The 24659-nt window shown below is 38.8% G+C and carries 26 protein-coding genes; 16 read left to right on the forward strand and 10 right to left on the reverse strand.

Annotation, left to right across the window (positions count from 1 at the left end; all coding sequences use genetic code 11):
- Positions 1-81: 81 nt before the first annotated feature.
- Positions 82-1368, forward strand: coding sequence for a DEAD/DEAH box helicase (locus ABIB40_RS07480; protein WP_354357593.1), 1287 nt, complete (start codon positions 82-84; stop codon positions 1366-1368).
- 70 nt (positions 1369-1438) lie between these two features.
- Here ABIB40_RS07480 and ABIB40_RS07485 read toward each other — a convergent pair whose 3' ends face one another.
- Positions 1439-3397 carry a KUP/HAK/KT family potassium transporter gene (locus tag ABIB40_RS07485; RefSeq protein WP_354357595.1) on the reverse strand — a complete coding sequence of 653 codons (1959 nt, stop codon included), beginning with the start codon at positions 3395-3397 and terminating at the stop codon, positions 1439-1441.
- Positions 3398-3569: 172 nt separating this feature from the next.
- On the opposite strand from ABIB40_RS07485, the gene ABIB40_RS07490 reads away from it, so the two are divergent.
- The 10 genes from ABIB40_RS07490 (at position 3570) to ABIB40_RS07535 (ending at position 10768) form a co-directional block, all read left to right on the forward strand.
- Positions 3570-4103 (forward strand): T9SS type A sorting domain-containing protein, encoded by a 534-nt coding sequence (locus ABIB40_RS07490; protein WP_354357597.1) that lies wholly within the window; start codon positions 3570-3572, stop codon positions 4101-4103.
- A 68-nt stretch (positions 4104-4171) separates the two neighbouring features.
- Positions 4172-4783 (forward strand): fumarylacetoacetate hydrolase family protein, encoded by a 612-nt coding sequence (locus tag ABIB40_RS07495; RefSeq protein WP_354357599.1) that lies wholly within the window; start codon positions 4172-4174, stop codon positions 4781-4783.
- A 9-nt stretch (positions 4784-4792) separates the two neighbouring features.
- A complete protein-coding gene (locus ABIB40_RS07500) occupies positions 4793-5941 on the forward strand; it encodes a M23 family metallopeptidase (RefSeq protein ID WP_354357601.1) in 1149 nt (382 codons plus the stop codon).
- A gap of 25 nt (positions 5942-5966) precedes the next feature.
- Positions 5967-6527: a hypothetical protein gene (locus ABIB40_RS20705; protein ID WP_502931056.1), complete on the forward strand. Its 561-nt coding sequence runs from the start codon at positions 5967-5969 to the stop codon at positions 6525-6527.
- 20 nt (positions 6528-6547) lie between these two features.
- The gene (bcp, locus tag ABIB40_RS07510) at positions 6548-7012 is read left to right on the forward strand and encodes a thioredoxin-dependent thiol peroxidase (protein ID WP_354357605.1); all 465 of its coding nucleotides are present in this window, start codon (positions 6548-6550) and stop codon (positions 7010-7012) included.
- A gap of 49 nt (positions 7013-7061) precedes the next feature.
- The gene (locus tag ABIB40_RS07515) at positions 7062-7907 is read left to right on the forward strand and encodes a transketolase (RefSeq protein WP_354357607.1); all 846 of its coding nucleotides are present in this window, start codon (positions 7062-7064) and stop codon (positions 7905-7907) included.
- Positions 7908-8037: 130 nt separating this feature from the next.
- Complete coding sequence (locus tag ABIB40_RS07520) at positions 8038-8994, forward strand: transketolase family protein (RefSeq protein ID WP_354357609.1); 957 nt, start codon at positions 8038-8040, stop codon at positions 8992-8994.
- 95 nt (positions 8995-9089) lie between these two features.
- Positions 9090-9650 carry an RNA polymerase sigma factor gene (locus tag ABIB40_RS07525; protein ID WP_354357611.1) on the forward strand — a complete coding sequence of 187 codons (561 nt, stop codon included), beginning with the start codon at positions 9090-9092 and terminating at the stop codon, positions 9648-9650.
- Between the two features lie 34 nt (positions 9651-9684).
- Entirely contained in the window at positions 9685-10326 is a 642-nt protein-coding gene (locus tag ABIB40_RS07530) for a hypothetical protein (RefSeq protein ID WP_354357613.1), read from the forward strand.
- A gap of 7 nt (positions 10327-10333) precedes the next feature.
- The gene (locus ABIB40_RS07535) at positions 10334-10768 is read left to right on the forward strand and encodes a hypothetical protein (protein ID WP_354357615.1); all 435 of its coding nucleotides are present in this window, start codon (positions 10334-10336) and stop codon (positions 10766-10768) included.
- A 177-nt stretch (positions 10769-10945) separates the two neighbouring features.
- Here ABIB40_RS07535 and prfB read toward each other — a convergent pair.
- Positions 10946-12020, reverse strand: a protein-coding gene (prfB, locus tag ABIB40_RS07540) for a peptide chain release factor 2 (RefSeq protein ID WP_354357617.1) whose coding sequence is annotated in 2 segments (ribosomal slippage) — positions 10946-11959 and positions 11961-12020 — 1074 coding nt in all. Because the reading frame shifts where the segments join, the coding sequence is not laid out codon by codon here.
- Between the two features lie 133 nt (positions 12021-12153).
- Here prfB and rlmF point away from each other — a divergent pair.
- The 4 genes from rlmF to ABIB40_RS07560 all read left to right on the forward strand — a co-directional run bounded on the left by rlmF (position 12154) and on the right by ABIB40_RS07560 (position 15777).
- On the forward strand, positions 12154-13122 hold the full coding sequence (rlmF, locus tag ABIB40_RS07545) for a 23S rRNA (adenine(1618)-N(6))-methyltransferase RlmF (RefSeq protein ID WP_354357619.1): 969 nt from the start codon (positions 12154-12156) through the stop codon (positions 13120-13122).
- 38 nt (positions 13123-13160) lie between these two features.
- The gene (locus tag ABIB40_RS07550; RefSeq protein ID WP_354357621.1) at positions 13161-14318 is read left to right on the forward strand and encodes an RNA/DNA-binding domain-containing protein; all 1158 of its coding nucleotides are present in this window, start codon (positions 13161-13163) and stop codon (positions 14316-14318) included.
- A 94-nt stretch (positions 14319-14412) separates the two neighbouring features.
- Positions 14413-14601 carry a hypothetical protein gene (locus tag ABIB40_RS07555; RefSeq protein ID WP_354357623.1) on the forward strand — a complete coding sequence of 63 codons (189 nt, stop codon included), beginning with the start codon at positions 14413-14415 and terminating at the stop codon, positions 14599-14601.
- Between the two features lie 228 nt (positions 14602-14829).
- Positions 14830-15777 carry a zinc dependent phospholipase C family protein gene (locus tag ABIB40_RS07560; protein WP_354357625.1) on the forward strand — a complete coding sequence of 316 codons (948 nt, stop codon included), beginning with the start codon at positions 14830-14832 and terminating at the stop codon, positions 15775-15777.
- Positions 15778-15790: 13 nt separating this feature from the next.
- Here ABIB40_RS07560 and ABIB40_RS07565 read toward each other — a convergent pair whose 3' ends face one another.
- The 8 genes from ABIB40_RS07565 to ABIB40_RS07600 form a co-directional block, all read right to left on the reverse strand.
- Complete coding sequence (locus tag ABIB40_RS07565) at positions 15791-16465, reverse strand: DedA family protein (RefSeq protein ID WP_354357626.1); 675 nt, start codon at positions 16463-16465, stop codon at positions 15791-15793.
- A gap of 52 nt (positions 16466-16517) precedes the next feature.
- Positions 16518-17204: a DUF4397 domain-containing protein gene (locus ABIB40_RS07570; protein ID WP_354357628.1), complete on the reverse strand. Its 687-nt coding sequence runs from the start codon at positions 17202-17204 to the stop codon at positions 16518-16520.
- A gap of 130 nt (positions 17205-17334) precedes the next feature.
- Positions 17335-18459 carry a DNA polymerase III subunit beta gene (dnaN, locus tag ABIB40_RS07575; RefSeq protein ID WP_354357630.1) on the reverse strand — a complete coding sequence of 375 codons (1125 nt, stop codon included), beginning with the start codon at positions 18457-18459 and terminating at the stop codon, positions 17335-17337.
- Positions 18460-18492: 33 nt separating this feature from the next.
- Positions 18493-20169 carry a gliding motility-associated ABC transporter substrate-binding protein GldG gene (gene gldG / locus ABIB40_RS07580; RefSeq protein WP_354357632.1) on the reverse strand — a complete coding sequence of 559 codons (1677 nt, stop codon included), beginning with the start codon at positions 20167-20169 and terminating at the stop codon, positions 18493-18495.
- Positions 20166-20891: a gliding motility-associated ABC transporter permease subunit GldF gene (gldF, locus tag ABIB40_RS07585; RefSeq protein ID WP_354357634.1), complete on the reverse strand. Its 726-nt coding sequence runs from the start codon at positions 20889-20891 to the stop codon at positions 20166-20168. The genes gldG and gldF overlap by 4 nt, the downstream gene beginning before the upstream one ends.
- A gap of 34 nt (positions 20892-20925) precedes the next feature.
- A complete protein-coding gene (locus ABIB40_RS07590; protein WP_354357636.1) occupies positions 20926-21462 on the reverse strand; it encodes a hypothetical protein in 537 nt (178 codons plus the stop codon).
- Positions 21463-21470: 8 nt separating this feature from the next.
- Positions 21471-22178, reverse strand: a complete 708-nt coding sequence (locus ABIB40_RS07595) for an ATP-binding cassette domain-containing protein (RefSeq protein ID WP_354357638.1) — start codon at positions 22176-22178, stop codon at positions 21471-21473.
- Positions 22179-22298: 120 nt separating this feature from the next.
- Positions 22299-22883, reverse strand: a complete 585-nt coding sequence (locus ABIB40_RS07600) for a hypothetical protein (RefSeq protein WP_354357640.1) — start codon at positions 22881-22883, stop codon at positions 22299-22301.
- Between the two features lie 283 nt (positions 22884-23166).
- Here ABIB40_RS07600 and ABIB40_RS07605 point away from each other — a divergent pair, with 283 nt between their 5' ends.
- Positions 23167-24648: a glycine--tRNA ligase gene (locus ABIB40_RS07605; protein ID WP_354357642.1), complete on the forward strand. Its 1482-nt coding sequence runs from the start codon at positions 23167-23169 to the stop codon at positions 24646-24648.
- Positions 24649-24659: the final 11 nt, after the last annotated feature.

The raw sequence follows: 24659 nt of genomic DNA on the forward strand, positions 1-24659 counted from the left end.
CTGCACCTACAACATTCTCTCCGCAAGTTAGTCCTTCAATAATTGATCGTTCTAGCTTCTTCAATAAATTTTAATAAAAACATGTTATTTAAAGACTTAAACCTCATTGCGCCCATTTTAAAAGCGCTAGAAACTCAGGGATATACCCAACCTACACCCATTCAAGAACAATCTATCCCAAAAATATTACAGGGTAAGGATTTACTGGGATGTGCGCAAACAGGCACCGGGAAAACCGCGGCATTTGCCATACCGATGCTGCAATTGCTACACGAAAAACACTTAAACACAAAAAGTAAAAACATCAAGGCCCTTATACTTACCCCTACTAGAGAGTTAGCCATTCAAATTGAAGAGAGTTTTAATGCCTATGGCAATAACCTAAACTTGCGTCATTTGGTAATTTTTGGAGGAGTTGGACAGAAGGCACAAACTGATGCGCTTCACCGAGGTGTTGACATATTGGTGGCGACACCCGGTAGATTATTAGATTTGATGAACCAAGGGTTTATCAATTTAAATTCTATAGAAATTTTTGTGTTGGATGAAGCAGACCGAATGTTAGATATGGGTTTTATACACGACGTAAAACGCGTTGTAGCCAAACTTCCAAGTAAACGCCAAACATTATTTTTCTCGGCAACTATGCCAAATGAAATTCAGAAACTGGCCAATACCATTTTAGATAGCCCGGTAAAAGTGGAAGTAACGCCAGAATCTACCACGGCAGAAACCATTAATCAATCTATTTATTTTGTAGATAAGCCAGATAAGAGAAAATTGCTACTTCATCTTTTAGATGATAAAACCATTGAAACTGCATTGGTGTTTACGAGAACTAAACACGGCGCAGATAGAATTGTAAAAGATTTAGGCCATTCTGGAGTTAAAGCAGCAGCAATACACGGCAATAAATCGCAAAACGCGAGGCAACGTGCACTAACACAGTTTAAAGATAAACAAATACGTGTATTGGTGGCGACAGATATTGCCGCGCGGGGCATTGACATCGATCAACTCTCGCACGTTTTTAACTATGAATTGCCAAACATTCCAGAATCTTACGTACACCGAATTGGCAGAACAGGACGTGCAGGGGCAAACGGAACGGCCATTTCATTTTGTGATGCAGAGGAAAATGAGTACTTATTAGACATTCAGAAACTTATAAAAATCACTCTACCTATCGTTGAAGACCATCCCTATCCTTTAAAATGGGATAGTATGTTGGCAAAAACCGAGGTTAAGCGTAAGCCTCAAAGCAGAAACAATACGTCTAACCGCAGTCGTGGAGATGGGAACATGAGCGGAAAACCAAGAAATGCTAGCAATAACCGCAAGTTTAATAGCCGAAGGAAAGATCAGTAAATTCGTCGCTGTGTTAGCGGACATACAAACTAAAAGCCTCGACCCATTTTATGGTGTCGAGGCTTTTGTTTTATACCGGCAATCGGTTTAGTTCTATGTCGTCTGGACTTACAAAAATTAGCGGAACTTTTTCTACGTCCACATAACTGCTATCCAATCCAAAACTTCGCTCTTCAGACAAGCTGAGCTTTTTAAGAATGAAATAGTAATCCATAATGGTCCGCTCGTAAAGGCTTAAATTCGTAAACTTAGAAAGGTGTTTCTCTAAGATAACAAAACGGAAGTCGCCTGTAATTTTATGTTTGTTAAGCGAGGTATATTGGCTTGTTATATCTACCTCTCCATTTTTAACCAAATCTTCTATTACCTTTCTATATAAAAGATTTACCCGCTGTTCTACCCTAAACCCAAGTTTAAAATCGATGCGAATCAGTTTACCTGGAATCAAAAACTCCACTTTATAATCCATGGTATATGGCTCATCTACTACATCTACGTGCACCAGCCAATAAACATCTGCTCTTTTTGGCTCCTTTTGAATTATCGAATAAATGATTTTCGACTCAATTTCTGTTTTAAAATTTGCACTGGTCAAATAAACAAGTTGCGAGGAGTATTTCGGTACCGAGATGTCGTTGCTCAACTCGCTGATGATTTCAAAATAATCCTCTATCTCTACGTATTTTACAAAACGATTTTTAATTTTTCGAGCAGAAAACCAGCTCCACATAATGGTAAACAGAAAAGATCCCAACAACACGGTTACCCAGCCACCGTGCAAAAACTTAGTTAGGTTACTTATTAAAAAAGTACCTTCTATAATAACGTAGGTGATAAAGAAAGCAAAGACCAAATATTTTGGAAAACGCTTACTTCGCAAATAGAAACTCACCAAAACGGTCGTCATAAGCATGGCAATGGTGATGGAAAGCCCGTAAGCGGCGTCCATTCTTTTTGCTTCTTGGAGCAGCAGTACAATGCTACAGCAGCCCAACCAAAGTAGCCAATTTATAGAAGGCACGTAAAGTTGCCCCTTAGAAACTGTAGGATAGTTAATTCTAATTTTTGGCCAAAGGTTTAATCTAACGGCCTCTGCTATTAACGTAAATGACCCACTTATAAGCGCCTGACTAGCTATAACCGCGGCCATGGTAGCCAATACCACCATTGGAATTTGAAACTGATCTGGCACAATTTGGAAAAACGGATTCATTACTGCGCCGGGCTTATATACATCTGCATGTTGTAAAATCCACACCCCCTGACCAAGATAGTTTAAAATAAGGGTTGACTTAACGAAGATCCAGCTGATGCGGATGTTATTCTTTCCGCAATGACCCAAGTCTGAATAAAGCGCTTCTGCTCCTGTAGTACATAGAAAAACACCTCCCAATATTAAAAATGCAAGCTTATCATTAAACAATAAATGCAAGGCATAATAGGGATTGAATGCCTTTAGAATGGTCGGGTCTTTAAGTATAAAGCCAACACCCAAAATGCCCAGCACGGCAAACCATACAAACATAATCGGCCCAAACAGTTTGCCAACCAGATTAGTGCCAAATTGTTGAATGATAAATAGAATAGTTAAAATGGCAAGAACTATTGGGATAACCGGAACATTGAATTTATTTGTAAGTCCTTCTATTGCCGATGTTACCGTAATACTCGGTGTAATAACTCCGTCTGCCAGCAAAGCACAGCCGCCCACAATTGCGGGAATCACCAGCCATCGGGCTTTCTTTCTAACAAGAGAAAAAAGAGAAAAGATACCACCTTCTCCCTTATTATCTGCCCGAAGCGTAATAATAACGTACTTAATGGTGGTTTGCAGCGTGAGTGTCCAAATAATACAGGATAGAACCCCAAGTACATTTAGCTGAGTAATGTTTTGATTACCGTCAAGAATGGTTGTAAAAATTGCATTTAAGGTATACAATGGCGATGTGCCTATATCGCCAAAAACGATACCTAAACTGATCAGTACACCACCTGCGGTTAACGCATTAACATGTTTGTGATTCGACAACTTTATTTAATTTTTTGCAAAAGTAAAAAACTAAAACTATTTAACAGCTAATTATTTGGTATTTTTAGGCAACCAACGTTTAAGTGACTGTTAAATTGTGTTAAATAAAACCAATGCCTGCTAGTCTATGGTTTCTTAATGTTTTAATTGATATATTTGTTATCGAAATTTGATGAAACTCTACTCCAAAGTAACGCTACGTGCCGCAATTGCATGCATTTTTTGCATGATTTTATGCTGTGGATTAGATTCTTGGTCTCAACAAATAGATAGTGTTAGAATAAGTTGGACAACTAGAACCAAGCGCGCAAGCAGAATTCCAGAAATTAAAGCCAACATTCAGCCGTACCGCCCTTTCTTTAACAACGCTATTGGATCCACTTTTTTCAATGCGTATTCTATTACGCCAAAGCCAGCTCCTCAAAACATTGGCGCCGAGAAATTACTTACAATTGTTAAAATTTATCCAAATCCGGTAGAGAGCCAGCTAAATATTGTACTGGCCATAGCTAAAGACAATACTCCCGTTACCATAAAAATAATGGATTTACTGGGCAATGAAGTGGTTACGTTAAGTAATGAAAAGTTGCCCGCAGGCGAGCAAACAAAAACTTTTTCCATTCCAACTAGAATGAATCCTGGAATCTATTTTTTAAAGGTAACCGCAGGTTCTGAAAGCCAAATTAAACGCATTTCGGTTTTATAAGCCCAATATCTTTTCTAATTTTGGAAATAAATCGATTGTTCCTATCGCTTTCATTTTTTTAGCACACCATGAAAATCATCGCCATTGGCAGAAATTATGCCGAACATGCCAAAGAATTAAACAATCCGGTTCCAACTGTACCCGTCATTTTCCTAAAGCCAGATACGGCGCTCCTTAAAGATAACAAACCTTTTTACCTTCCCGATTTTTCTACTGACATTCATTTCGAACTGGAAGTTGTTTTAAAAATTGCAAAAGAAGGCAAGCACATTGCCGAGAAATTCGCTACCAACTATTTCGATGAAATTGCCTTGGGTATAGATTTTACCGCGAGGGATATCCAAAACAAGCACAAGGAAAAAGGCCTGCCTTGGGAGCTTGCAAAAGCTTTTGATCATTCGGCGCCCATTAGTTCTTTTATACCTAAAGCTAATTTAGGCGATTTGTATAACCTAAATTTTGAGCTTCAGGTTAATGGCAAGACACGACAGAAAGGAAATACCAAGGATTTGCTTTTCTCTTTCGAAAAAATTATTGCGTTTGTTTCTCAGTACATTACCTTAAAAAAAGGAGATTTAATTTTTACAGGAACGCCCGAAGGTGTTGGGCAAGTGCATAAAGGCGATAGATTGGAAGCTTGGCTAATGGACAATCAACTTTTAAACTTCGAAGTAAAATAAATGCTGAACGTGAAAAAACATCAATCCTATTATTCCATTGTATTTCTTTCGATAATTTGTATGTTCCTGGCCCGCGCGCCGCTGCAAGCACAACAGATTTTTAGCGGCAAAGCCTATCCGCTTACTTACTTTAGGCAACCTTTAGACATTTCGCCCCCAGCTTTGGCCGGATCTTTTGGAGAGTTACGTGCAAACCACTTCCATTCTGGTATAGATTTTAGAACAAATCAGCGAGAAGGTTATCCTGTTTACGCTGTCGCGGATGGCTATATTTCTAGGTTACGAGTGCAAAACAGCGGATTTGGCCAAGCGCTGTACATCAATCATCCCAATGGATATACTTCGGTTTATGGACATTTGCAGCGTTTTTCTCCAAAAATTGCAGCAATTGTAAAAAACCTGCAATATCAAGGTAAAACCTTTGAGCTAGACAATTATCCGAATGAGACGTTAATTCCCATTCGCAAAGGCGAGGTAATAGCCTATTCTGGTAACAGGGGAAGTTCTGGCGGGCCACATTTGCATTTTGAAATTAGAGACAGCAAAACCGAAGAGACCATAAATCCGCAATTTTTTGGGATCATCATTCCCGATAACATCCCGCCCGTAATCCATGGGCTCTACTTTTATCGGTTAAACGGCAGGCATTTCGATCAAAATATCCCAAAACAAAGCATTCCAATAATCGGCTCGAATGGCAACTATTCTTCAAAGGCTGTGCTAAATCTATCTGGCGAAATTGGCTTTGGAATTGTAGCGACAGATAGGCACAATGGCAAATCGGGCACCAATGGGGTGTATTCTATCCAGCTTCAAGTAGATGGGAAAACAGTATTCACTTCTGCTTTAGAGCGTTTTGCATTCGAAAATAGTAGAGCAGTTAATGCACATATAGATTATCCAAGCTACTTAAAGACCAGGGTAAAAATTCAGAAGAGTTTTGTAGAACCTGGCAATCCGCTGCAAATTTATAGCAATTTGGTTAATGGTGGTAGAATACTTTTTACCAATGGAGAAACGCATCAACTAAAATACATCGTTACAGACGCCACAGGAAATGCATCGGTAGTGCAATTTAGCGCAAAAGCTGCAAAAGAAAACTACGTACCAGCAGCAGAAATGCCCGGAACTATATTTAAATATAGTCAAGAAAAATAAATTTAATAATGATCATGTAGACATCATCTTCCCACAAGGCACACTTTATAGCGATTTAAACTTTAGCTTTAAAGAATTACCAAAAGTAACGTCTCATGCTTTTTCTAATGTTTACCAAGTATGCGATAAATTCATCCCGCTGCATACGGGTTTTAAGCTCGCCATCAAGGCCGATGGATTACCCCTGCACCTCCAAGAAAAAGCACTTGTTGTAAGTACAAGTGGTGCTTCGCAAGGTGGGAGTTTCGAAAATGGATATGTTCGCTCAATGCCAAAAACTTTTGGCAGTTTCTATATCAGTGTAGATACGTTAGCACCAACCATTGTTCCATTAAATATTTCGCAAGGAAAAAACATGGCCGATGTACCTAAAATGCGCTTTAAAATTAGAGACAACCTATCGGGAATAAAAAGCTTTAATGGTTATATAGACGATAGATGGGTGCTGATGGAGTTTGACGCCAAAACTGCTACGCTCTGGTATAGCTTTGATGACAAAATAACTAAAGGAAAACATACTTTAAATTTGGTTGTTTCTGATATGAAAGACAACCTTAAAGAATATAAAATCGATTTTTTTAGGTAGTAAATTAAAAATCAGTAAAAATGGAAGAATTAAAAATTGGCGATAAAGCGCCAGAAATAGAAGCAAAAGACCAAAATGGAGCGCCCATTTCTTTAAATGCTTATAAGGGCAAAACGGTAGTTTTATATTTTTATCCAAAAGACGACACGCCAGGTTGCACAGCCGAAGCATGCGATTTTAGAGACAATTATCATGGATTGCAAGCAAAGGATATTGTAGTTTTGGGCGTAAGCGTAGACGACGAAAACTCACATAAAAAATTTATCACAAAACATAGCCTGCCCTTTCCACTACTTGCAGATACAGACCATAAGGTGGTGAATGACTATGGCGTGTGGGGAGAAAAGAACATGTATGGAAAAAAATACATGGGCATTTCTCGGAGCACCTTTGTAATAAACAAACAAGGCATCATCCAACACATCATTAAAAAAGTGGATACCAAGAACGCTTCTCAACAAGTATTAGAATTAATTGGCCAGTAATTAGGCAATAAAGCTTATTATATTACCTTTGATAAATAGAATTTTTTAAATGAAACACACGATAAAAGAATTAGAGGATATCGCTTCGCAAATTAGAAGAGACATCATCCGTATGGTTTATGGTGCACAATCTGGCCACCCTGGTGGTTCTTTGGGCTGCGCCGATTTTTTTACTGCGCTTTACTTCGAGGTTTTAAACCATCGAGATAAATTTGAAATGGACGGCAATAACGAAGATATTTTCTTCTTATCCAATGGCCACATTTCTCCGGTTTGGTACAGCACATTAGCTAGATCAGGTTACTTCGACATTAAGGAGCTGGCTACTTATAGAATGTTAAACTCTAGGGTTCAGGGCCACCCAACTACACACGAGGGCTTGCCAGGCATTAGGGTTGCTTCTGGATCGCTGGGTCAAGGAATGTCTGTAGCCATAGGGGCAGCCTTAGCCAAAAGATTAAACGAAGACAAATCTTACATTTATTCGTTACATGGCGATGGCGAATTGCAAGAAGGACAAAACTGGGAAGCAGCAATGTTTGCACCCTTTCATAAATTAGACCGATTAATTTGCACCGTAGATTATAACGGGCAACAAATTGATGGACCAACTAAAGATGTACTTTCTCTAGATAGCCTACAAGATAAATTTGAAGCATTCGGTTGGCACGTAATCAATACAGACGGCAATAACATGACCGCGATTTTAGAAGGCCTGCACTTTGCTAAAACCTTAACAGGCAAGGGCAAGCCTATTTTAAATTTAATGAGCACGCAAATGGGCGCTGGAGTAGACTATATGGAAGGCTCGCACAAATGGCATGGTTCTGCTCCAGATAAGGGACAAATGGAAATTGCATTGGCACAACTCCCAGAAACTTTGGGCGATTATTAACCCCCGACCCCCTAAAGGAAGAGATATAGCAAAGCATTAATCCTCATAATCCCGAAGGGGGAAAATATTAATTTTACACCATAAATAAAACCAGCCCCCTTTAGGGGTTTGGGGTAAAAACAAAGACATCGTGAAAAAATATACATACACAGAAAAAAAAGATACCCGTTCTGGATTTGGCGTTGGACTGCATGAGGCAGGAAAGAAGAATGAGAACGTTGTTGCGTTATGCGCAGATTTGGTAGGCTCTCTTAAAATGGAAGATTTTATAGAAGATTTTCCAGAGCGCTTTTTCCAAATGGGCATTGCAGAGGCTAATATGATGGGCGTCGCCGCAGGCTTAACCATTGGCGGAAAGATTCCTTTTACAGGTACTTTTGCAAATTTCTCAACTGGTAGGGTTTATGATCAAATTAGACAATCTATAGCCTATTCTAACAAAAATGTAAAGATTTGCGCGTCGCACGCTGGGTTAACGCTAGGCGAGGATGGCGCAACACACCAAATTTTAGAAGACATTGGTTTGATGAAAATGTTGCCAGGCATGGTGGTTATCAATCCTTGTGATTACAATCAAACTAAAGCCGCAACCTTGGCTATTGCAGAATATGAAGGTCCTGTTTACCTACGTTTCGGCAGACCAAAATGGCCGGTGTTTACAGATCCAGACCAAAAATTTGAAATAGGAAAAGCTTGGATGGTAAACGAAGGAAAAGACGTAACCATTATTGCTACCGGCCATTTGGTATGGAAAGCTATAGAAGCTGGTGAAAAATTAGCAGAACTTGGTATTGATGCAGAAATTATAAATATCCACACCATTAAACCTTTAGATGATGCAGCTATCTTAAAGTCGGTAAAGAAAACAGGTTGTGTGGTTACTTGTGAGGAACACAACAAATTTGGTGGTTTAGGTGAAAGTGTTGCTAGATTATTGGTTACCGAATTACCTGCCCCGCAAGAATTTGTTGCTGTAGATGATAGTTTTGGCGAGAGCGGAACAGCAGATCAGTTGATGGCGAAATATCATTTAGATTCTGTTGACATTGTTAAAGCTGTACAAAAAGTAATCGAAAGGAAAAAATAAGGAGTTACAAAATACAATTAAGCCGCCAATGCACCAAACTTACAAGTAATTGCGTTGGTGGCTTTTATATCTTTAATAGATACTAAAAGCAATTGATGAAAGTAGTAGAAGACGCTGATATCATCTCTATGTTTGCCATAGAGAAAACAAAAAATGAGGCGTTCAACCTGCTTGTACAAAAATATCAGCAAAAAATTTACTGGCACATTAGGCGCTTGGTGTTAAACCACGATGATAGTGATGACCTTATCCAAGAGGTTTTTGTTAAGGTTTGGAAAAACCTAGACAAGTTTAGAAACGATTCTCAACTCTACACTTGGATATACCGCATTGCCACCAATGAATCTATTACATTCTTAAACAAACAAAAAAAGCACAGAAACATTCCGTTAGATGACGTATCGCCAGAGTTGGCAAAGAATTTAACCGCTTCATCGTATTTTAATGGTGATAAATTGGAACTTAAGCTCCAAAAGGCAATCCTAACATTACCCGAAAAACAGCGTCTTATTTTTAACATGAAATACTTCGACGATTTAAAATACGAGGAGATTTCTCAAATTTTGGGTACGTCTGTTGGGGCTTTAAAGGCTTCGTTCCACATTGCGGCAAAAAAAATCGAGGCAATCATCACAAATGACGAGATAGACTTTTAAACCTTTTGATGTTTAATGTATCCATAGATTTGCAATGAATAAAGAAATAGAAAATAACGAATGGATTGAACTAGCGCCGTCTTTAGCAAAGATGAATAGGCGCAATCCGTTTGCTACACCTATAAACTATTTTGAAACGTTAGAGCAGCAAACGAACAATGCTATTTTTCTAGCTGAAATGGCCGAGAACAAGCACAACTATGGCTTAGAAGTGCCAGAAGACTATTTTTTAACGCTTTTTACAAATATTGGCACAACAATAAAACTGACCGAAAAAATTAAGTCCGAATCGGCATTTGAAGTTCCGGCTGATTATTTCTCCCAATTACAAGATAAGCTTGCAGCAAAAACTGCCCCTCGTAAAGCCACTACAAAACCTAAAATAGTTAGACTTTGGCATAAAAATTTGGTTAAATATGCCAGTGCTGCTTGTCTGGTGCTCGTTTCATCTTTTGGAATTTATTATTACAACCAACATGTCGATTTAATGCCTGAAGTCTCTGCGACAGAAACAACGCAAGATCAGTTTTTATATGATATTGACGAAAGCACCATCATTCAGCAAATTAACACAGAACAGCCTGTAGAAAGCAAAAACGTATCTGCCACAGATACTGAGATGGAGAATTATCTGTTAAACCATTATACCACGACTGAACTTGCACAGGAATTATAGAAATACGATGAAAAATTTTATTTGCGCTTTACTGTTTATCTCCATCCCTACCATTCTCTGGGCGCAGAGGCCAAAGCCAGGGGAAATAGAAAGCATGAAAATCGCCTTTTTTACCAGCAAATTAGATCTCTCGCCCCAGGAGGCAAAAGTATTTTGGCCCATTTATAACGACATGCAAGCCGAGCAATCAAGCCTGCGCAAAGAGCGAATGAAAAAAATGATTTCGTTTAAAAAAGTAGATGAGATAGATAATTTGAGCGACTCGCAAGTGCAAAGCTTGATAACGAGCGAATTTGACTTTAAACAAAGAGAGCTCGACACCGAGAAAAAGTATTACAATAAACTGCGTGCTGCCCTACCCATAAAAACCGTAGGCAAATATTATCGGGCACTAGAAGGTTTTAAAAGAGAATTGTTAAATAAATACCGTAATCACCATTAATCTTCGGTTTTGTAGATAAAAAATTAGATCCTTGTAATGCGATTAATTAAGCAGCCGCTGCCCCGCTAGTAGAAAAAAGCTCTTCTCTCATTTTGGGTTTTGTGCTTCTTAAAATAAAAAATAATTTTTGCTGCAATTAATTTTGCCGTGCAAAAAAACTTCTAAGCAATACAGCCTTTAAAATTCCATCAAATACGCTTTTATAAAATCATCTATTTCACCATCTAAAACCGCCTGTGGATTGCTTGTTTGATAATTGGTGCGATGATCTTTCACTCTCCTATCGTCTAACACATAACTGCGAATTTGCGATCCCCACTCAATTTTCTTTTTAGAACCTTCAATAGCTGCCGTTTCTTCTGCACGTTTGCGTTCTTCCAGCTCATACAATTGAGATTTTAAAAGCCTAATGGCATTTTCCTTATTTTGCAACTGCGATCTCGACTCTTGGTTCTTTATAATAATGCCCGAAGGTTTGTGGTACAACCTAACAGCGGTTTCTACTTTATTAACGTTCTGCCCACCAGCACCACCTGCTCTAAAGGTCTCGAACTCTATATCGCCCGGATTTACGTCAATTTCTATGGTATCATCTACCAAAGGATAGACGTAAACCGATGCGAAAGAAGTGTGCCTGCGTGCATTACTATCAAACGGAGAAATGCGCACCAATCGATGAACCCCATTTTCTCCTTTTAAATAACCGTAGCTAAAATCGCCCTCAAACTGAATGGTTACCGTTTTAATGCCCGCCACATCGCCATCTTGCCTATCTTGCTCGGTAACTTTGTAGCCGTTCTTCTCGCCCCACATTAAGTACATGCGCATAAGCATCGCAGCCCAATCGCAACTTTCGGTGCCGCCAGCACCAGCTGTAATCTGCATAACTGCAGAAAGCTGGTCTTGTTTGCTGCTCAACATATTTTTCAGCTCCAAACTGGTTAAAGAATCTAGCGCACCGTCAAACTGCTCTTGCATTTCTGCTTCTTCTGCTTCGCCTGCTTGAAAAAAATCGTGCATTACCGCAGCGTCTTCTACTAGCGCATTGGTTTCTTCCCAGCCATCGGTCCATTTTTTCAATACACTAATGTCGGCAAGGATTTTTTCGGCTTTCTTAGGGTCGTCCCAAAAATTGGGTGCCATGGTAAGCTTCTGTTCCTCTCTTATTTGATAAAGTTTCTCATCGACGTCAAAGATGCCTCCTCAGAGACGTTATTCTGTCTCTTAAATCCTGAATTTGTTCTTTTGTCATAGCCGCAAAGATACTGGTTTTTCGAGTATCTTAAGCGCATGTTAGAGATTTCTGGTTTAAAAAAAAGCAGATAAAAATCTATATCTTTGCAACAGAAACTTACAACACAGTAGGTTTAGTTAATTTATATGCTTTGGAAAATCTAAAAGAAAGTAACCGAAATAAAAAGAGCGAGTTACATCCGCGCAACCGTCACCGCGCACGTTATAATTTTAAGCAGCTTACTGCAAATTTTAAAGAACTTAGGCAATTCGTATTTAAAAACGACCATGGCGATGAGTCCATCGATTTTGCTGACCAAAAAGCTGTTAAAGCACTAAATCAAGCATTACTAAAGCAATTTTACAACATTGCACATTGGGATATTCCACAAGATTATCTTTGCCCACCCATACCTGGGCGCGCAGATTATATTCATTATGTAGCAGATTTACTGGGTTCTAGCAACAAGGGCAAAATTCCCAGTGGTAGCGATATAAAAGTGCTAGACGTTGGCGTTGGTGCAAATTGCATTTACCCCATTGTTGGTCATCAAGAATACGGTTGGAGTTTTGTTGGAACTGATATAGACCAACATTCTGTCGATTCTGCAAAACGCATAGTAGAGCACAACAAAGATTTAAAAGATACTATAGAAATTCGCCTACAGAGCTCTAGAATGGGCACGTTTAGAGGCGTTGTAAAAGCTACAGAACAATTCGATGTTACGATTTGCAACCCACCATTTCATTCATCTTTAAAAGAAGCTGAGCAGGGTACACGCCAAAAGTGGAAGAACTTAAAAAGCGGTGGAGAAATTAAACATGTATTAAATTTTGGCGGAAACAAGGCAGAGCTTTGGTGCCCTGGCGGCGAACGGGCTTTTGTAGAGCAAATGATTATCCAGAGCGCTGAAATGCCAAACAAAAGCTTGTGGTTTACATCGTTGCTTAGCAAGGGCGCAAACCTAAAGAAGATTTATAATTCTTTAGTTAGGGTAAATGCTTTTGAAGTGCGGACGGTACAAATGGAACAAGGGCAAAAAATAAGTCGGTTTGTGGCTTGGACTTTCCAAGATGATAAAGCACAAGCAGAATGGGCGAAACGGTGGAAGATTGCTTAGGGCTAGAGTTTAACATTCTATAAAAGAATCTACGAATTATGGACGCACTACATTTATTGGATTTAATCCAAAAAGGCGAGTCAAGCGTTGTACAGTTTAAAGTCCGCGTTAATGATGATTACAAAATAGGCACAGAAATGGTTGCGTTTTCTAACACAAAGGGCGGATTAATTATTATCGGGGTTGACGATAAGACGGGCATTATTAACGGGTTATCATTTGAAGAAATCACAGAGACCAATAGACTTTTAGCTAATGCAGCTTCTGATAATGTGAAAGCTCAAATTTTTATTGAAACGGAAACCGTAAAAGTAGAAAACAACAATGTTATTGTTGCTACTGTAGCTGAGGGACAGAGCAAACCTCACACAGATAATAAGGGAATAATTTGGTTAAAAAACGGTTCGGACAAACGAAAGGTTGTGGCAAGAGAAGAAATGGCAAGGCTGTTACAGAGTAGCGGGAGCCTCTATGCAGACGAAACACTTGTAAACGGAACAACGATAAATGATATTGATGAAGAGCTCTTTGGAGATTTTATAACCGCAAAAACCAAAAAAACTATCGAAGAATTGGGCCAATCGACTTCGAAGGTTCTTTCTAATCTTGGAATGATAAAAGAAGGAAAGCTTAGTCTTGCCGGACTATTATTATTTGGTAAAAACCCTCAACAATTTAGACCAACCTTTACGGTACAATGTGTTTCATTTGTTGGAGATGATATAAGCTCAAAGGAGTACCGAGACAAAGAAGATCCGTTCACGGGAAATCTAAGAGAAATCTATAAAAAAACACTTTCGTTTATTACCCGAAACTTAAAGAAAATACAGTCAAAAAAAGGATTTAATTCTTTGGCCGAATTAGAAATACCCGTCGAGGCAATTGAAGAATTACTAATTAATGCATTAATTCATAGAGATTACTTTATTTTATCTAGCATTAAAGTCTTCATATTTGATAATAGAATAGAAATTATTAGTCCTGGTAAACTTCCTAACACGTTAACAATTGATAACATAAAAGTTGGGACATCCATTCCGAGAAATCCAATATTGTTTACAAATGCCAGATATATCCTTCCATTTGTAGGTGTGGGTAGCGGAATACCTAGAGCAATTGAGAGTTCCCCGGATCTGGATTTAATTAACGATACTGGAAGAGAAATGTTCATAGCAGTAATAAAACGACCCAAATAAACGCCTTATAGGTTAGAACCATGCAAATGGAGGAAGGGCAAAAAATAAGTCGGTTTGTGGCTTGGACTTTCCAAGATGATAAAGCACAAGCAGAATGAGCGAAACGGGGGAAATAACTGGGTTAGGTGAATTAAAAAGAACTTCGCCAACGGCTCTGAAAAACTTCAAAGCCAGGTTTAGCAGCGATGATTGTAGATACCGAAACGAGTTCGGCATGAAACTTAAAAACATTATCCTCAGAGAGATGGCCATGCCGCTGTCATCGAAAGGACAAAACCGTTAAGTTACTAGCATTGCCCCAACTCCTCCTTTAAAAGCTCTGTAGGAGCGACCGAAATAATAGCGGTGGGTTTCAACCCATCGCACAACGGAGCAAAGCGCTAACGATGGAAGTGATATCCTTTTTTTGGCTTCTTTTGCCAAAAAAAGATAAAACGGACAGCGTGTTAAAGCGCCCAAATAATTCTTTAACAGATAGTTATATTTTACCCCGAAAATACTATCTTTAAGCATGAGGAAACCTGTTCTTCTCCTTTTGGCTGTTTTCGCTTCTATCCTATTCAGTTCTTGGGGATTTTTTGCGCATCAAAAGATTAACCATACCGCAGTTTTTACCCTACCTAGCGGGATGATCGGATTCTACAAACGAAACATTGTTTACCTGACAGAACATGCGGTAGATCCTGACAAACGCAGGTACATTGATACAGCAGAGGCGCCAAGGCATTATTTGGATGTAGAAAATTTTGAGGAAAACATAGACAGTATTCCCAAAAAGTGGAAAGATGCTGTTGCCAAATATGGCAGGGAGAAGTTGCATGAGGATGGCGAAGTGCCTTGGCAGATACAGAAAACCTATTACCGTTTGGTTAATGCTTTTAAAACGCTAGATTCTGCTCGGATTTTAAAGTATTCGGCAGATTTAGGCCACTATGTTGCAGATGCGCACGTGCCGTTGCACACTACCAACAACCACAACGGCCAATTGACAAATCAAGTAGGCATTCATGGCTTTTGGGAGAGCCGTTTACCCGAACTTTTTGCAAAAAATTATAACCTTTTTGTGGGCAAGGCCAACTATATTGAAGATCCGTTGGCAGAGGCTTGGAAAATTGTAAAGCACAGCCATAGTTTGGTAGATAGTGTGCTTAAGTTAGAAGCAGGGCTAAATTCTACTTTCCCATCCGACCAAAAATATGATTATTCTGAGCGCAATAATGTGGTGCTTAAACAATATTCATTGGCATACTCAAAGGCATACCAAGATAAAATGGCCGGCATGGTAGAAAAACAAATGCGTGCTTCTATTTTAGAAGTAGGTAGCTTTTGGTTTTCTGCTTGGGTAGATGCCGGGCAGCCCGAACTTAAAAATTTAGTGCTAACGCCGCTTACCGAAGATGAAGAGCTAGCAATACCAACATTTCCAAAATTAAACGAATTCATTAGACAAGAGAAGTAAGCAGTATTACCAACTAGAGTTCTTCTTCCATCATTGCCGCTACTTTTTTTGGCTTCATCTTACTTTTAACTGCGGCCCATATAGCTGGAACAAAGGTTACCACGGCAATAAAAATAATTACGAGTTCGAAGTTGTTTTTTATAAAAGGAATCTGACCTAGCAAAAAGCCACTAAACAGCAAAAGAATTATCCATGTAACACCGCCTATTACGTTGTAAAACGTAAATCTACCAAAAGGCATCTTTGCAATTCCCGCAACAAAAGGTGCGATTGTTCTAAAAATAGGGAGAAACCTACTTAAGATAACTGCTTTTCCACCGTGCTTTTCGAAAAATTCGTGAGACTGGTGGTAGTATTTTAATTTTAAGATTTTATTTTTCTCTTTAAAAACGCCTGCGCCCAACACTGTTCCTAATTTATAATTAACAGAATTACCAAGTATGGCGGCAACCATTAAAATAACAGCCATAAGCCAAATGTTTAACCCGGTGCTTCCACCTGCAATTAGAGCGCCCATGGCAAATAGCAAAGAGTCTCCAGGCAAGAAAGGAGTAACCACAAATCCTGTTTCTGCAAAAATGATAAGGAACAAAATAAGGTAAGTCCATGTTTGGTAGTTACGCACAATCTCTGCTAAATGCACATCTATGTGCAATATAAAGTCTAGTAGCTGTCTTAATAGTTCCAATATTTCTGATTTTTAGTTTAAGATTTTGGGTAGATAACGAAAAAAATTAGATTTAATTTTCTGAGATTAACCTAGTTTGCATCGCTCCGGTAACAGATCCGTCAATTAAAATAGTGTATACCTTTCCCTTATATAATTTACTGCCAGCCACACTGTCTACTCTTGTAGAATCAACCTGATGAAAATACAAGCGAGTAAGTGCAGGATCTAGTTTCACATATCCAATTTTTTCACCGTAACCAATACTCGTCGTTGGAAGCACCATTGAACTGTCTCTAACCGAAACTTTGGAGCCCAAGGTATATCCTAAATTGATGATGAAAACCTTTGCCTTATCAGGATCTGGCGTTATATCATCTTGTTTGATGTAGAGCAACGAATCTTTTGCCGAACTTTTTGTGTAAAAAACAGAATAGTTTTTACCAATGTTAAAGCTAGATTCTATACTGGCGTTAGGCCCAGCTCCAGGAGATGCTGTATTTTTAGCAGTTACATTATACTTAATCGCGGAATCGCCGGGCACTATTACATAAGGCGTATTTGCACCATAAGCAACTTGAGAGCCATAACGATCCGCCCCTAAATAAAAATCTTGTGACTTGCTATTTTGTACTGTGTTATAGAATTTAACTTTGGCATCGCCTTTAATAAAATCGCTGTTTTTTATGCATGAGGAGATAAAAAGCGCAGAAAACACCATTAGCAGAAGGCCAAGAACAACGCCAAATTTATTTTTCATCTCACATGAGCTAGTATTCTGCACAAAGATAACACAAGAATTTAAATAGGCTCAAGATTAGAAAAATTTGACCATAAAAAAGGATTCGAGTTTTTCGAATCCTTTTTTCTATAAACTGTATGATAACGCTCTAGTAGCTATTGTTAAGCATTACTGGCATTACCAACATTAACACATCTTCGTTTTCGTCGTTGCTTTGTGGGATCAATAAACCTGCTCTGTTAGAGGTAGAAAGTTCTAGTGTAACTTCATCACCGCTAATATTGCTCAACATTTCTATCAAGAAACGGGCGTTAAAACCAATTTCCATGTCTTCGCCATCGTATTGACAACTCAACCTTTCGTGTGCCTCATTTGCAAAATCTAAATCCTCTGAAGAGATGTTCAGCTCGCTACCATTAATTTTCAACCTCACTTGGTGCGTTGTTTTGTTTGCAAAAATAACTACACGACGCAAGGTGTTTAAAAATAAACTTCTATCAATAACCAATTTATTTGGATTGTTGGTTGGGATAACGGCTTCGTAATCTGGATAACGCTCATCTATCAACCTACAAATAAGGTTGATGTTTTCGAATTTGAAAAATGCACTTGTAGCATTATAATCTACAGATACATTAATATCTGTAGTAGGCAATGCGGCTTTTAACAGCGTTAATGCTTTTTTTGGCAAAATAAACGAAGTGGCTTTTTCTGCTTTCGCATCCATACGACGGTAACGAACCAGCTTGTGCGCATCGGTTGCTACAAATGTGATGTTTTCTGGAGAAAGCTGACAAAATATACCAGTCATTGCAGGTCTAAGCTCATCATTGCTTACCGCAAAAATGGTTTTTGTAATGGCTTCGTTTAGTACCGATGCGGGTAAATTTACCGATGATGCATTTTCTACCACGGGTATTTTTGGAAAATCGTCTCCGTTTTCTCCGCTAAGCTTATACTTTCCATCGCCCGCGCTAATTTCTATCGCAAAGGTTGTATCATCTATGTTAAATGAAATAGGTTGATCTGGTAGTGTCTTTAACGTATCGAGCAAAATTTTAGAAGGCACTGCAACTTTGCCATCTTCTTTAGAGTCTACCGCCATAGCCGTGGTCATGCTGGTTTGTAGATCTGTTGCAGAAATGGTTAAATTGCCTTCTTTAATCTCGAAAAGAAAGTTTTCTAATATCGGTAAAACGGTACTACTACTTGCAGCGCCATTAACGGTTTGTAAATGCTTTAAAAGGGTCGATGTGGATACTATAAATCTCATGATCTTGTTTAGTCTTCCTCAAAAATATAAAAATTATCTTGCGTACCTGTATTTGCGGTAATAATGTTGAAAAATTGCGAATAAAACTAACAACAAGAGTGGCGCAACAACATTAATAAACTGCCATTTCCCTTTTTCTGTCCTAATTTTCTCTTTATCCAACAACCTAATCTTAAGTTTTTTGTTTCTTAAAGTAATCAAATTATCGGCATCGGTAAAATAATCGACTATGTTTTGAAGCAAAATTTTATTGCCATAGGTTTTTTGTGTATACCTATCAAAACCTAGGGCCAATGGCGAATTGTCTTTCTCTACCACCTGATTTTTAAACACATCGCCATCTCCAATAACCACCATTTTTGCAGCTTTAATTTTAAGCGGCATGGGGTAAGCTGCCTTTATACCATTGGGCAGTGGCCTGCCTGCAAATACAGAAGGGAAACTACCTTCTAACAAAACCGCCACATGTTGCGGTATATGGCTAAACTTTTTAGGATCTGGTTGCTCTGCAACCATGTTTAAACTAAACAGTTTAGGTGCATCAAACACCCTATTATATTCAGATGTGTTTAATAGAAATCGCTTTCTAATTCCCTTAACGCCGATGGTATCTACGGTACTTGGAAACTCAGACTTTATCCCATCGAGTTTTTTTGCCAGGGCAACTGAGCTATCTGGAATTAAAATAGGGTAATATAGCCAGGGCACCAATTGAATTTGGCTCTGCCCGCCAACATTGCCCGTGGCAACCGGAATTTCGCCACAGTTTACATCGGCAATGATATTATAATTTATTCTAGCTCCATATATAAAAAGCATGTCGTTTAGGTTCAGGTCGTTGCCCGCCACCATTTGTCCATTTCGCCCTCTAAGGCTATCCAATTCGGCATTTACCTGATCTATGCTCCAAATTACGCGCCCACCATTCAACACAAAATAATTTATTTTATATTTTTCGGCCTCGCTAAACGGCTTTTTCGGTTTTGCGATAACCAAAACTTTCAACGCATCTAAACCCGCTTTAGTTATGGTGTTTAAATCTACCCTGCCAACTACATAACTGTTAGAAAGCGTATGAAGGGCGTCATAAAGTTGCAAATCGCTCAGCTCGCCATTGCTTTCTGTAAAACCAATACGCGGATTAACGCCGCTAAACAACTTTTTTAAGCCAGAGGTAAACGTGTATTCTAAGTTTTCTATAGATTGGTTAATGTTTTCATCATAACTTTTTCCGGTATCAAAATTTTGGAATAACCTAACGGGATACTGCTTTCCATCTGCCTCTAGCATGGCCATTGGAAAGACCAATTTTTGGGTAAGCCCACTTTCTGTCTTAACACTCAAATTGGTAGCTTCTATTCCATTTTGATAGAGGTTGTTCACTACTGTATCTTGCGCTTTGGTGCTTAAACCCGCTAGTGGATCTACAAAAACAATCTTTACAGTACCTGTTGAGTAGCTTTTATACTCTGCAAGCAAATCTTTTACACTGGTTTGTAACCGCTTAAAAGCAGGTGGCAAGGCTCCATCTAAAAAAACGGTAATGGTAATCGGCTTTTTGTTCTCATGCAGCAGCTTCTTGGTTTTTTCATTCAGGGTGAAGCGTTTATCGGCCGTAAAATCAAAACGATGGAAAAAGCGATTTCCAAAAACATTTATCGCGACAAGCGCAACAATTAAAATTAAAAATTGTACTATTGGCCGCCTCATCCTTTCCCTCCCATAATCAGTTTGCTGCCCATTAAAAAAACAGCGATAAAACTTAGAAAATAGGTAAGATCTCTAGTGTCTAAGACTCCCCTACTTACCGATTGATAATGTTGATTGATGCCAAATGCCTTAATGGCACCTCCCACATTTTGGAGCGACAAAAACTCGCTACTATAATCGAAACCCAAAAAGGCAAATGCACAAAGCGCAACGCAAATAACAAAGGCAACCACCTGATTTTTTGTAAGCGTAGAGGCAAAAATACCAATGGCGGTAAAGCATCCGCCAAGCAAAATTAAACCTAGATAAGAGCCAATTACCTCGCCGGCATCTATATTGCCTTTTGGAAAACCGAGCTGATAAAGGGAATAATAATAGATCAATGTAGGCAGCAAGGCCAGAATAACCAGAGAAAAGCAGGCCAAATATTTTGCCCAAATAATTTGCCAAAGCGTTAAGGGTTTGGTAACGAGAAGCTCATAAGTTCCTTCCCTTCGTTCTTCGGCAAAAGAACGCATGGTTATCGCCGGTATTAGGAACATAAATAGATACGGCACCAAGCTAAAAAACCCACCCAATTCTGCGTATCCGTATTCTAATAAAGAGCTATCTGGAAAAAACCACAGCAATAACCCACTTACCAGTAAGAAAATGCCAATAGCCATATAAGCGACCATGCCGTTTAAAAACCCAAAAAACTCTCTCTTAAATACTGCGAACATGTAAGTTTTTTATCAAGCTGGCCAATGTGTTATCTTAAAACCCAAAAACGTAACCAACATGCAAAGCAATGTAACTAAAATTGGTTCTATTGTTTGTTTCAATAGTCTGTTGGATGGTATTTGTGAGCGCCTGATACCTTAATCCGATATCAAACTGCGCATCGTTGCTTTTGCTTTTTACAAAACTGCCAATACCCAGTGCCCAAGTGAAATTAGATTTCCCACCGTTGTTAACCGGAAAAGCCATACCACCCTGGCCTTCGGCATAAAAATTCTCGCTGGGAAAATATTTCAGCCCAAGTTTAACCGGCAAATAGGAAAGATTTTGCGAGCGGATATTTAAAAACTTCTTTCCATAAAAAGTAGCCAACTCTGCCGTTTCGGTAATGGAAACTTTTGCCGCAACCTCTTGTTCAAATTTCACATATCCGCCAATACCGATACTAGAAATGTTTGATGAATTGCCAGACGGCACAGCGAGTTCTGGCCCAACACCTAGTTTTAAAATTTGTGCCTTCGCTGTTCCAAAAAACAGTAATGCGGCAAATACTACAATTAAAGTCTTTTTCATTATGTTTCTCACAAGGTAAGTTTCTTAAATATTTCTTCCAATCCTAATGGAGCAAATTGCTTCTTTAGGACATCTAATGGAGCGTTTGCTACAATTTTTCCTTTGGTAATGATGATTACATCGTCGCAAATGGCCTCTACTTCTTGCATAATATGGGTACTTAGAATTACCGTTTTATTTACAGCAAGATCTTTGATCAGCTTTCTAATGTCTACCAGTTGGTTAGGATCTAAACCAGTGGTCGGCTCATCTAAAATTAACACTTTTGGGTCATGTAGAATGGCTTGCGCAAGTCCAACACGCTGGCGATAGCCTTTAGAAAGCGTCCCAATTTTTTTATGTTGTTCTGGCGTTAAGCCCACCATTTTTATTACCTCAGCAATTCTGCGAGGTAAATTTTGCAATTTATAGGTTTGCCCTACAAACGTTAAAAACTCCTTAACATACATTTCTGTATAAAGTGGGGTATTTTCGGGCAAATAACCAATGTTTTTCTTAGCTTCTATTTGCGCTGAACGGATATCGAAGCCTGCAATTTTAATATTGCCTTTGTTGGGCGCTAAATAGCCTGTCAACATGCGCATGGTAGTAGATTTCCCTGCGCCATTAGGCCCCAAAAAGCCTAAAATACGCCCTGTCCTTCCCTCAAAGCTCACATCATCAACTGCCTTTTGATTGGCAAAATTTTTAGACAAATGTTCTACTACGATACTCACATCCAAAGATGCAAATTTTTATCTGCATCAAAAACTTTCATGGCTCAGTTCAATCTGTTTAAACAAAAAAAGGATGCTCCAAAAATGGAACATCCTTTTTAAAAAGATTTTTAGAATCGCTTAGTTCATGTCATTTGCAACTTTCTTAGCAGTTGCACGGCCTGGAAGATAAATCTGTAGACCTACGCCTAGGTTTAAACCATGTGCATAAGCACTGCTTCCGAAACCAACTGTTCCGTTATATTTTAGTAAAGTCTCTAAACCAATGTTTGGAGTGATAAAATACGCAAAACCAGGGCCAAAACTCAAACCCAAACCATTAGTAGAACCCCCGCCAGATAAATTTCTGCCATTGATACCAACTGTAGCCTCAGCGAAAAAACGAGAATGCTTAACCAATTCGTTAGCTCCTTTAGAGCCGTAGTAACGACCTAATGCGCCGATACCATAATTAATAGTCGTTCCTAAGCCTTTTCCCGGAGCTTCAATTCCTAAGTTCACATCTCCACCTATAGCTAAACCATCTTGTATAAACCATGCGGCTTTGGGGTTGATGTTGAAACTGAATGCATTAGGTTTGTCTAACTGAAAGCTAATGTTGGAAATGTCTGAACCGATCAATACATTTCCTTTTTGGATTTGTGCATTTGCAGCACCAGCGATACCAGCTGCTGCCAATAATGTAAATAGTAATTTTTTCATCATGTAATTTTTTAAGGGTTTTTAAATAATTGTTAATTTTTCAATCTGAGCAACAATCGAACCAATTTTATGTGCAATTGCGCCATTTAGTAGAGAAACACGCTTACAACCATTATGTTTTTTTTTATTTTTCAAAATTTTAAATGAGGTTAAAACTAAGAAAGAAAGCAACTTAATTAAGATTTCTATAAACAACCCCACCGCTTTTTTTGCTGAACCACATTAATTAAAACGCCCTTAAAGACACTAAAGTAATCATAGCCTTTTTATTATCTTTGCCCTTAATATGGCACAGAAAAATAACGACGAACAATTTAAGAATGTAATATCGCACGCCAAGGAATACGGTTTTGTGTTTCAGAGCAGCGAAATATACGACGGCCTTAGCGCTGTTTACGATTACGGCCAAAACGGCGCAGAATTAAAAAACAACATCAAAACCTATTGGTGGAAAGCAATGGTGCAGATGCACGAGAATATTGTTGGAATTGATTCGGCAATCTTTATGCATCCAAAAATATGGAAAGCTAGCGGGCACGTTGATGGTTTTAACGACCCGATGATTGACAACAAAGATTCTAAAAAACGTTACCGTGCAGATCAATTGTTAGAAGACAAGATTACCAAATATGAAAAAGATGGCAAAACTGACAAAGCAGCAAAGTTGCAAAGCGATATGGATACGGCTTTGCAGGCAGAAGACTTGCCGCAATTAAAAACTTTAATTGAAGAGCATGAAATTGCTTGTCCGGTAAGTGGCACAAAAAATTGGACAGATGTACGACAGTTTAATTTGATGTTTAGCACGCAATTTGGCGCAATGGCAGAAGGTAGCGACGAAATTTATCTTCGTCCGGAAACGGCACAAGGAATTTTTGTAAACTTTTTAAATGTGCAAAAATCGGGAAGGATGAAAATTCCTTTCGGTATTGCCCAAATTGGAAAAGCCTTTAGAAATGAAGTGATTGCACGCCAGTTTATTATGCGCATGCGCGAGTTTGAGCAAATGGAAATGCAATTCTTTGTTCGGCCTGGTGAAGACCAAAAGTGGTTTGAATATTGGAAGGAAGCCAGACTTAAATGGCACAAAGCTTTAGGAACTCCCGCAGAGAAATACCGTTTCCACGACCATGTGAAACTAGCACATTATGCAAATGCTGCAACAGATATAGAATTTGAGTTTCCGTTTGGGTTTAAAGAGGTAGAAGGCATTCACAGCCGTACAGATTTTGATTTAAGTCAGCACCAAGCGTTTTCTAACAAGAAGATGCAGTATTTCGACAACGACTTAAACGAAGAGGGCAAACCTTATGGAAACTACATTCCTTATGTGATAGAAACTTCTATAGGTTTAGACCGTATGTTTTTGCTTACGATGATTAATGCTTTTGAGGTGGAAGATTTAAGCACCGACGAGAAGCAAGACAGCAGAACCGTATTACATCTTCACCCTGCTTTAGCGCCGGTTAAAGTGGCCATTTTCCCATTAACCAAAAAAGACGGTTTGCCAGAGAAAGCCCGCTTAATTATGGATACTTTGAAATTTGATTTCAACTGTACGTTTGAAGAAAAAGATGCCATTGGCAAACGCTACCGCAGACAAGATGCTATTGGAACTCCTTTTTGCGTTACCGTAGATCATCAAAGTTTAGAAGACGATACCGTTACGATTAGGCACCGCGACAGCATGGCTCAAGAACGTGTAGCCATTGCAGATTTGGGGAGGATTATTGGGGAGCAAGTGAGTTGGAAGAATTTGTTGGGGTAATAATGAGCGAA

This window comes from Pedobacter sp. UYP30, from assembly GCF_040547165.1.
In the GTDB taxonomy this organism is placed as follows: domain Bacteria; phylum Bacteroidota; class Bacteroidia; order Sphingobacteriales; family Sphingobacteriaceae; genus Pedobacter.

Bases quoted from the DNA above. Each gene is read 5' to 3' on its own strand.
- ABIB40_RS07480 (WP_354357593.1), top strand. From the start codon at position 82: ATGTTATTTAAAGACTTAAACCTCATTGCGCCCATTTTAAAAGCGCTA.
- ABIB40_RS07490 (WP_354357597.1), top strand. From the start codon at position 3,570: ATGAAACTCTACTCCAAAGTAACGCTACGTGCCGCAATTGCATGCATT.
- ABIB40_RS07495 (WP_354357599.1), top strand. From the start codon at position 4,172: ATGAAAATCATCGCCATTGGCAGAAATTATGCCGAACATGCCAAAGAA.
- bcp (WP_354357605.1), top strand. From the start codon at position 6,548: ATGGAAGAATTAAAAATTGGCGATAAAGCGCCAGAAATAGAAGCAAAA.
- ABIB40_RS07515 (WP_354357607.1), top strand. From the start codon at position 7,062: ATGAAACACACGATAAAAGAATTAGAGGATATCGCTTCGCAAATTAGA.
- ABIB40_RS07525 (WP_354357611.1), top strand. From the start codon at position 9,090: ATGAAAGTAGTAGAAGACGCTGATATCATCTCTATGTTTGCCATAGAG.
- ABIB40_RS07530 (WP_354357613.1), top strand. From the start codon at position 9,685: ATGAATAAAGAAATAGAAAATAACGAATGGATTGAACTAGCGCCGTCT.
- ABIB40_RS07535 (WP_354357615.1), top strand. From the start codon at position 10,334: ATGAAAAATTTTATTTGCGCTTTACTGTTTATCTCCATCCCTACCATT.
- ABIB40_RS07550 (WP_354357621.1), top strand. From the start codon at position 13,161: ATGGACGCACTACATTTATTGGATTTAATCCAAAAAGGCGAGTCAAGC.
- ABIB40_RS07555 (WP_354357623.1), top strand. From the start codon at position 14,413: ATGAGCGAAACGGGGGAAATAACTGGGTTAGGTGAATTAAAAAGAACT.
- ABIB40_RS07560 (WP_354357625.1), top strand. From the start codon at position 14,830: ATGAGGAAACCTGTTCTTCTCCTTTTGGCTGTTTTCGCTTCTATCCTA.
- ABIB40_RS07570 (WP_354357628.1), bottom strand. From the start codon at position 17,204: ATGAAAAATAAATTTGGCGTTGTTCTTGGCCTTCTGCTAATGGTGTTT.
- dnaN (WP_354357630.1), bottom strand. From the start codon at position 18,459: ATGAGATTTATAGTATCCACATCGACCCTTTTAAAGCATTTACAAACC.
- gldG (WP_354357632.1), bottom strand. From the start codon at position 20,169: ATGAGGCGGCCAATAGTACAATTTTTAATTTTAATTGTTGCGCTTGTC.
- gldF (WP_354357634.1), bottom strand. From the start codon at position 20,891: ATGTTCGCAGTATTTAAGAGAGAGTTTTTTGGGTTTTTAAACGGCATG.
- ABIB40_RS07590 (WP_354357636.1), bottom strand. From the start codon at position 21,462: ATGAAAAAGACTTTAATTGTAGTATTTGCCGCATTACTGTTTTTTGGA.
- ABIB40_RS07600 (WP_354357640.1), bottom strand. From the start codon at position 22,883: ATGATGAAAAAATTACTATTTACATTATTGGCAGCAGCTGGTATCGCT.
- ABIB40_RS07605 (WP_354357642.1), top strand. From the start codon at position 23,167: ATGGCACAGAAAAATAACGACGAACAATTTAAGAATGTAATATCGCAC.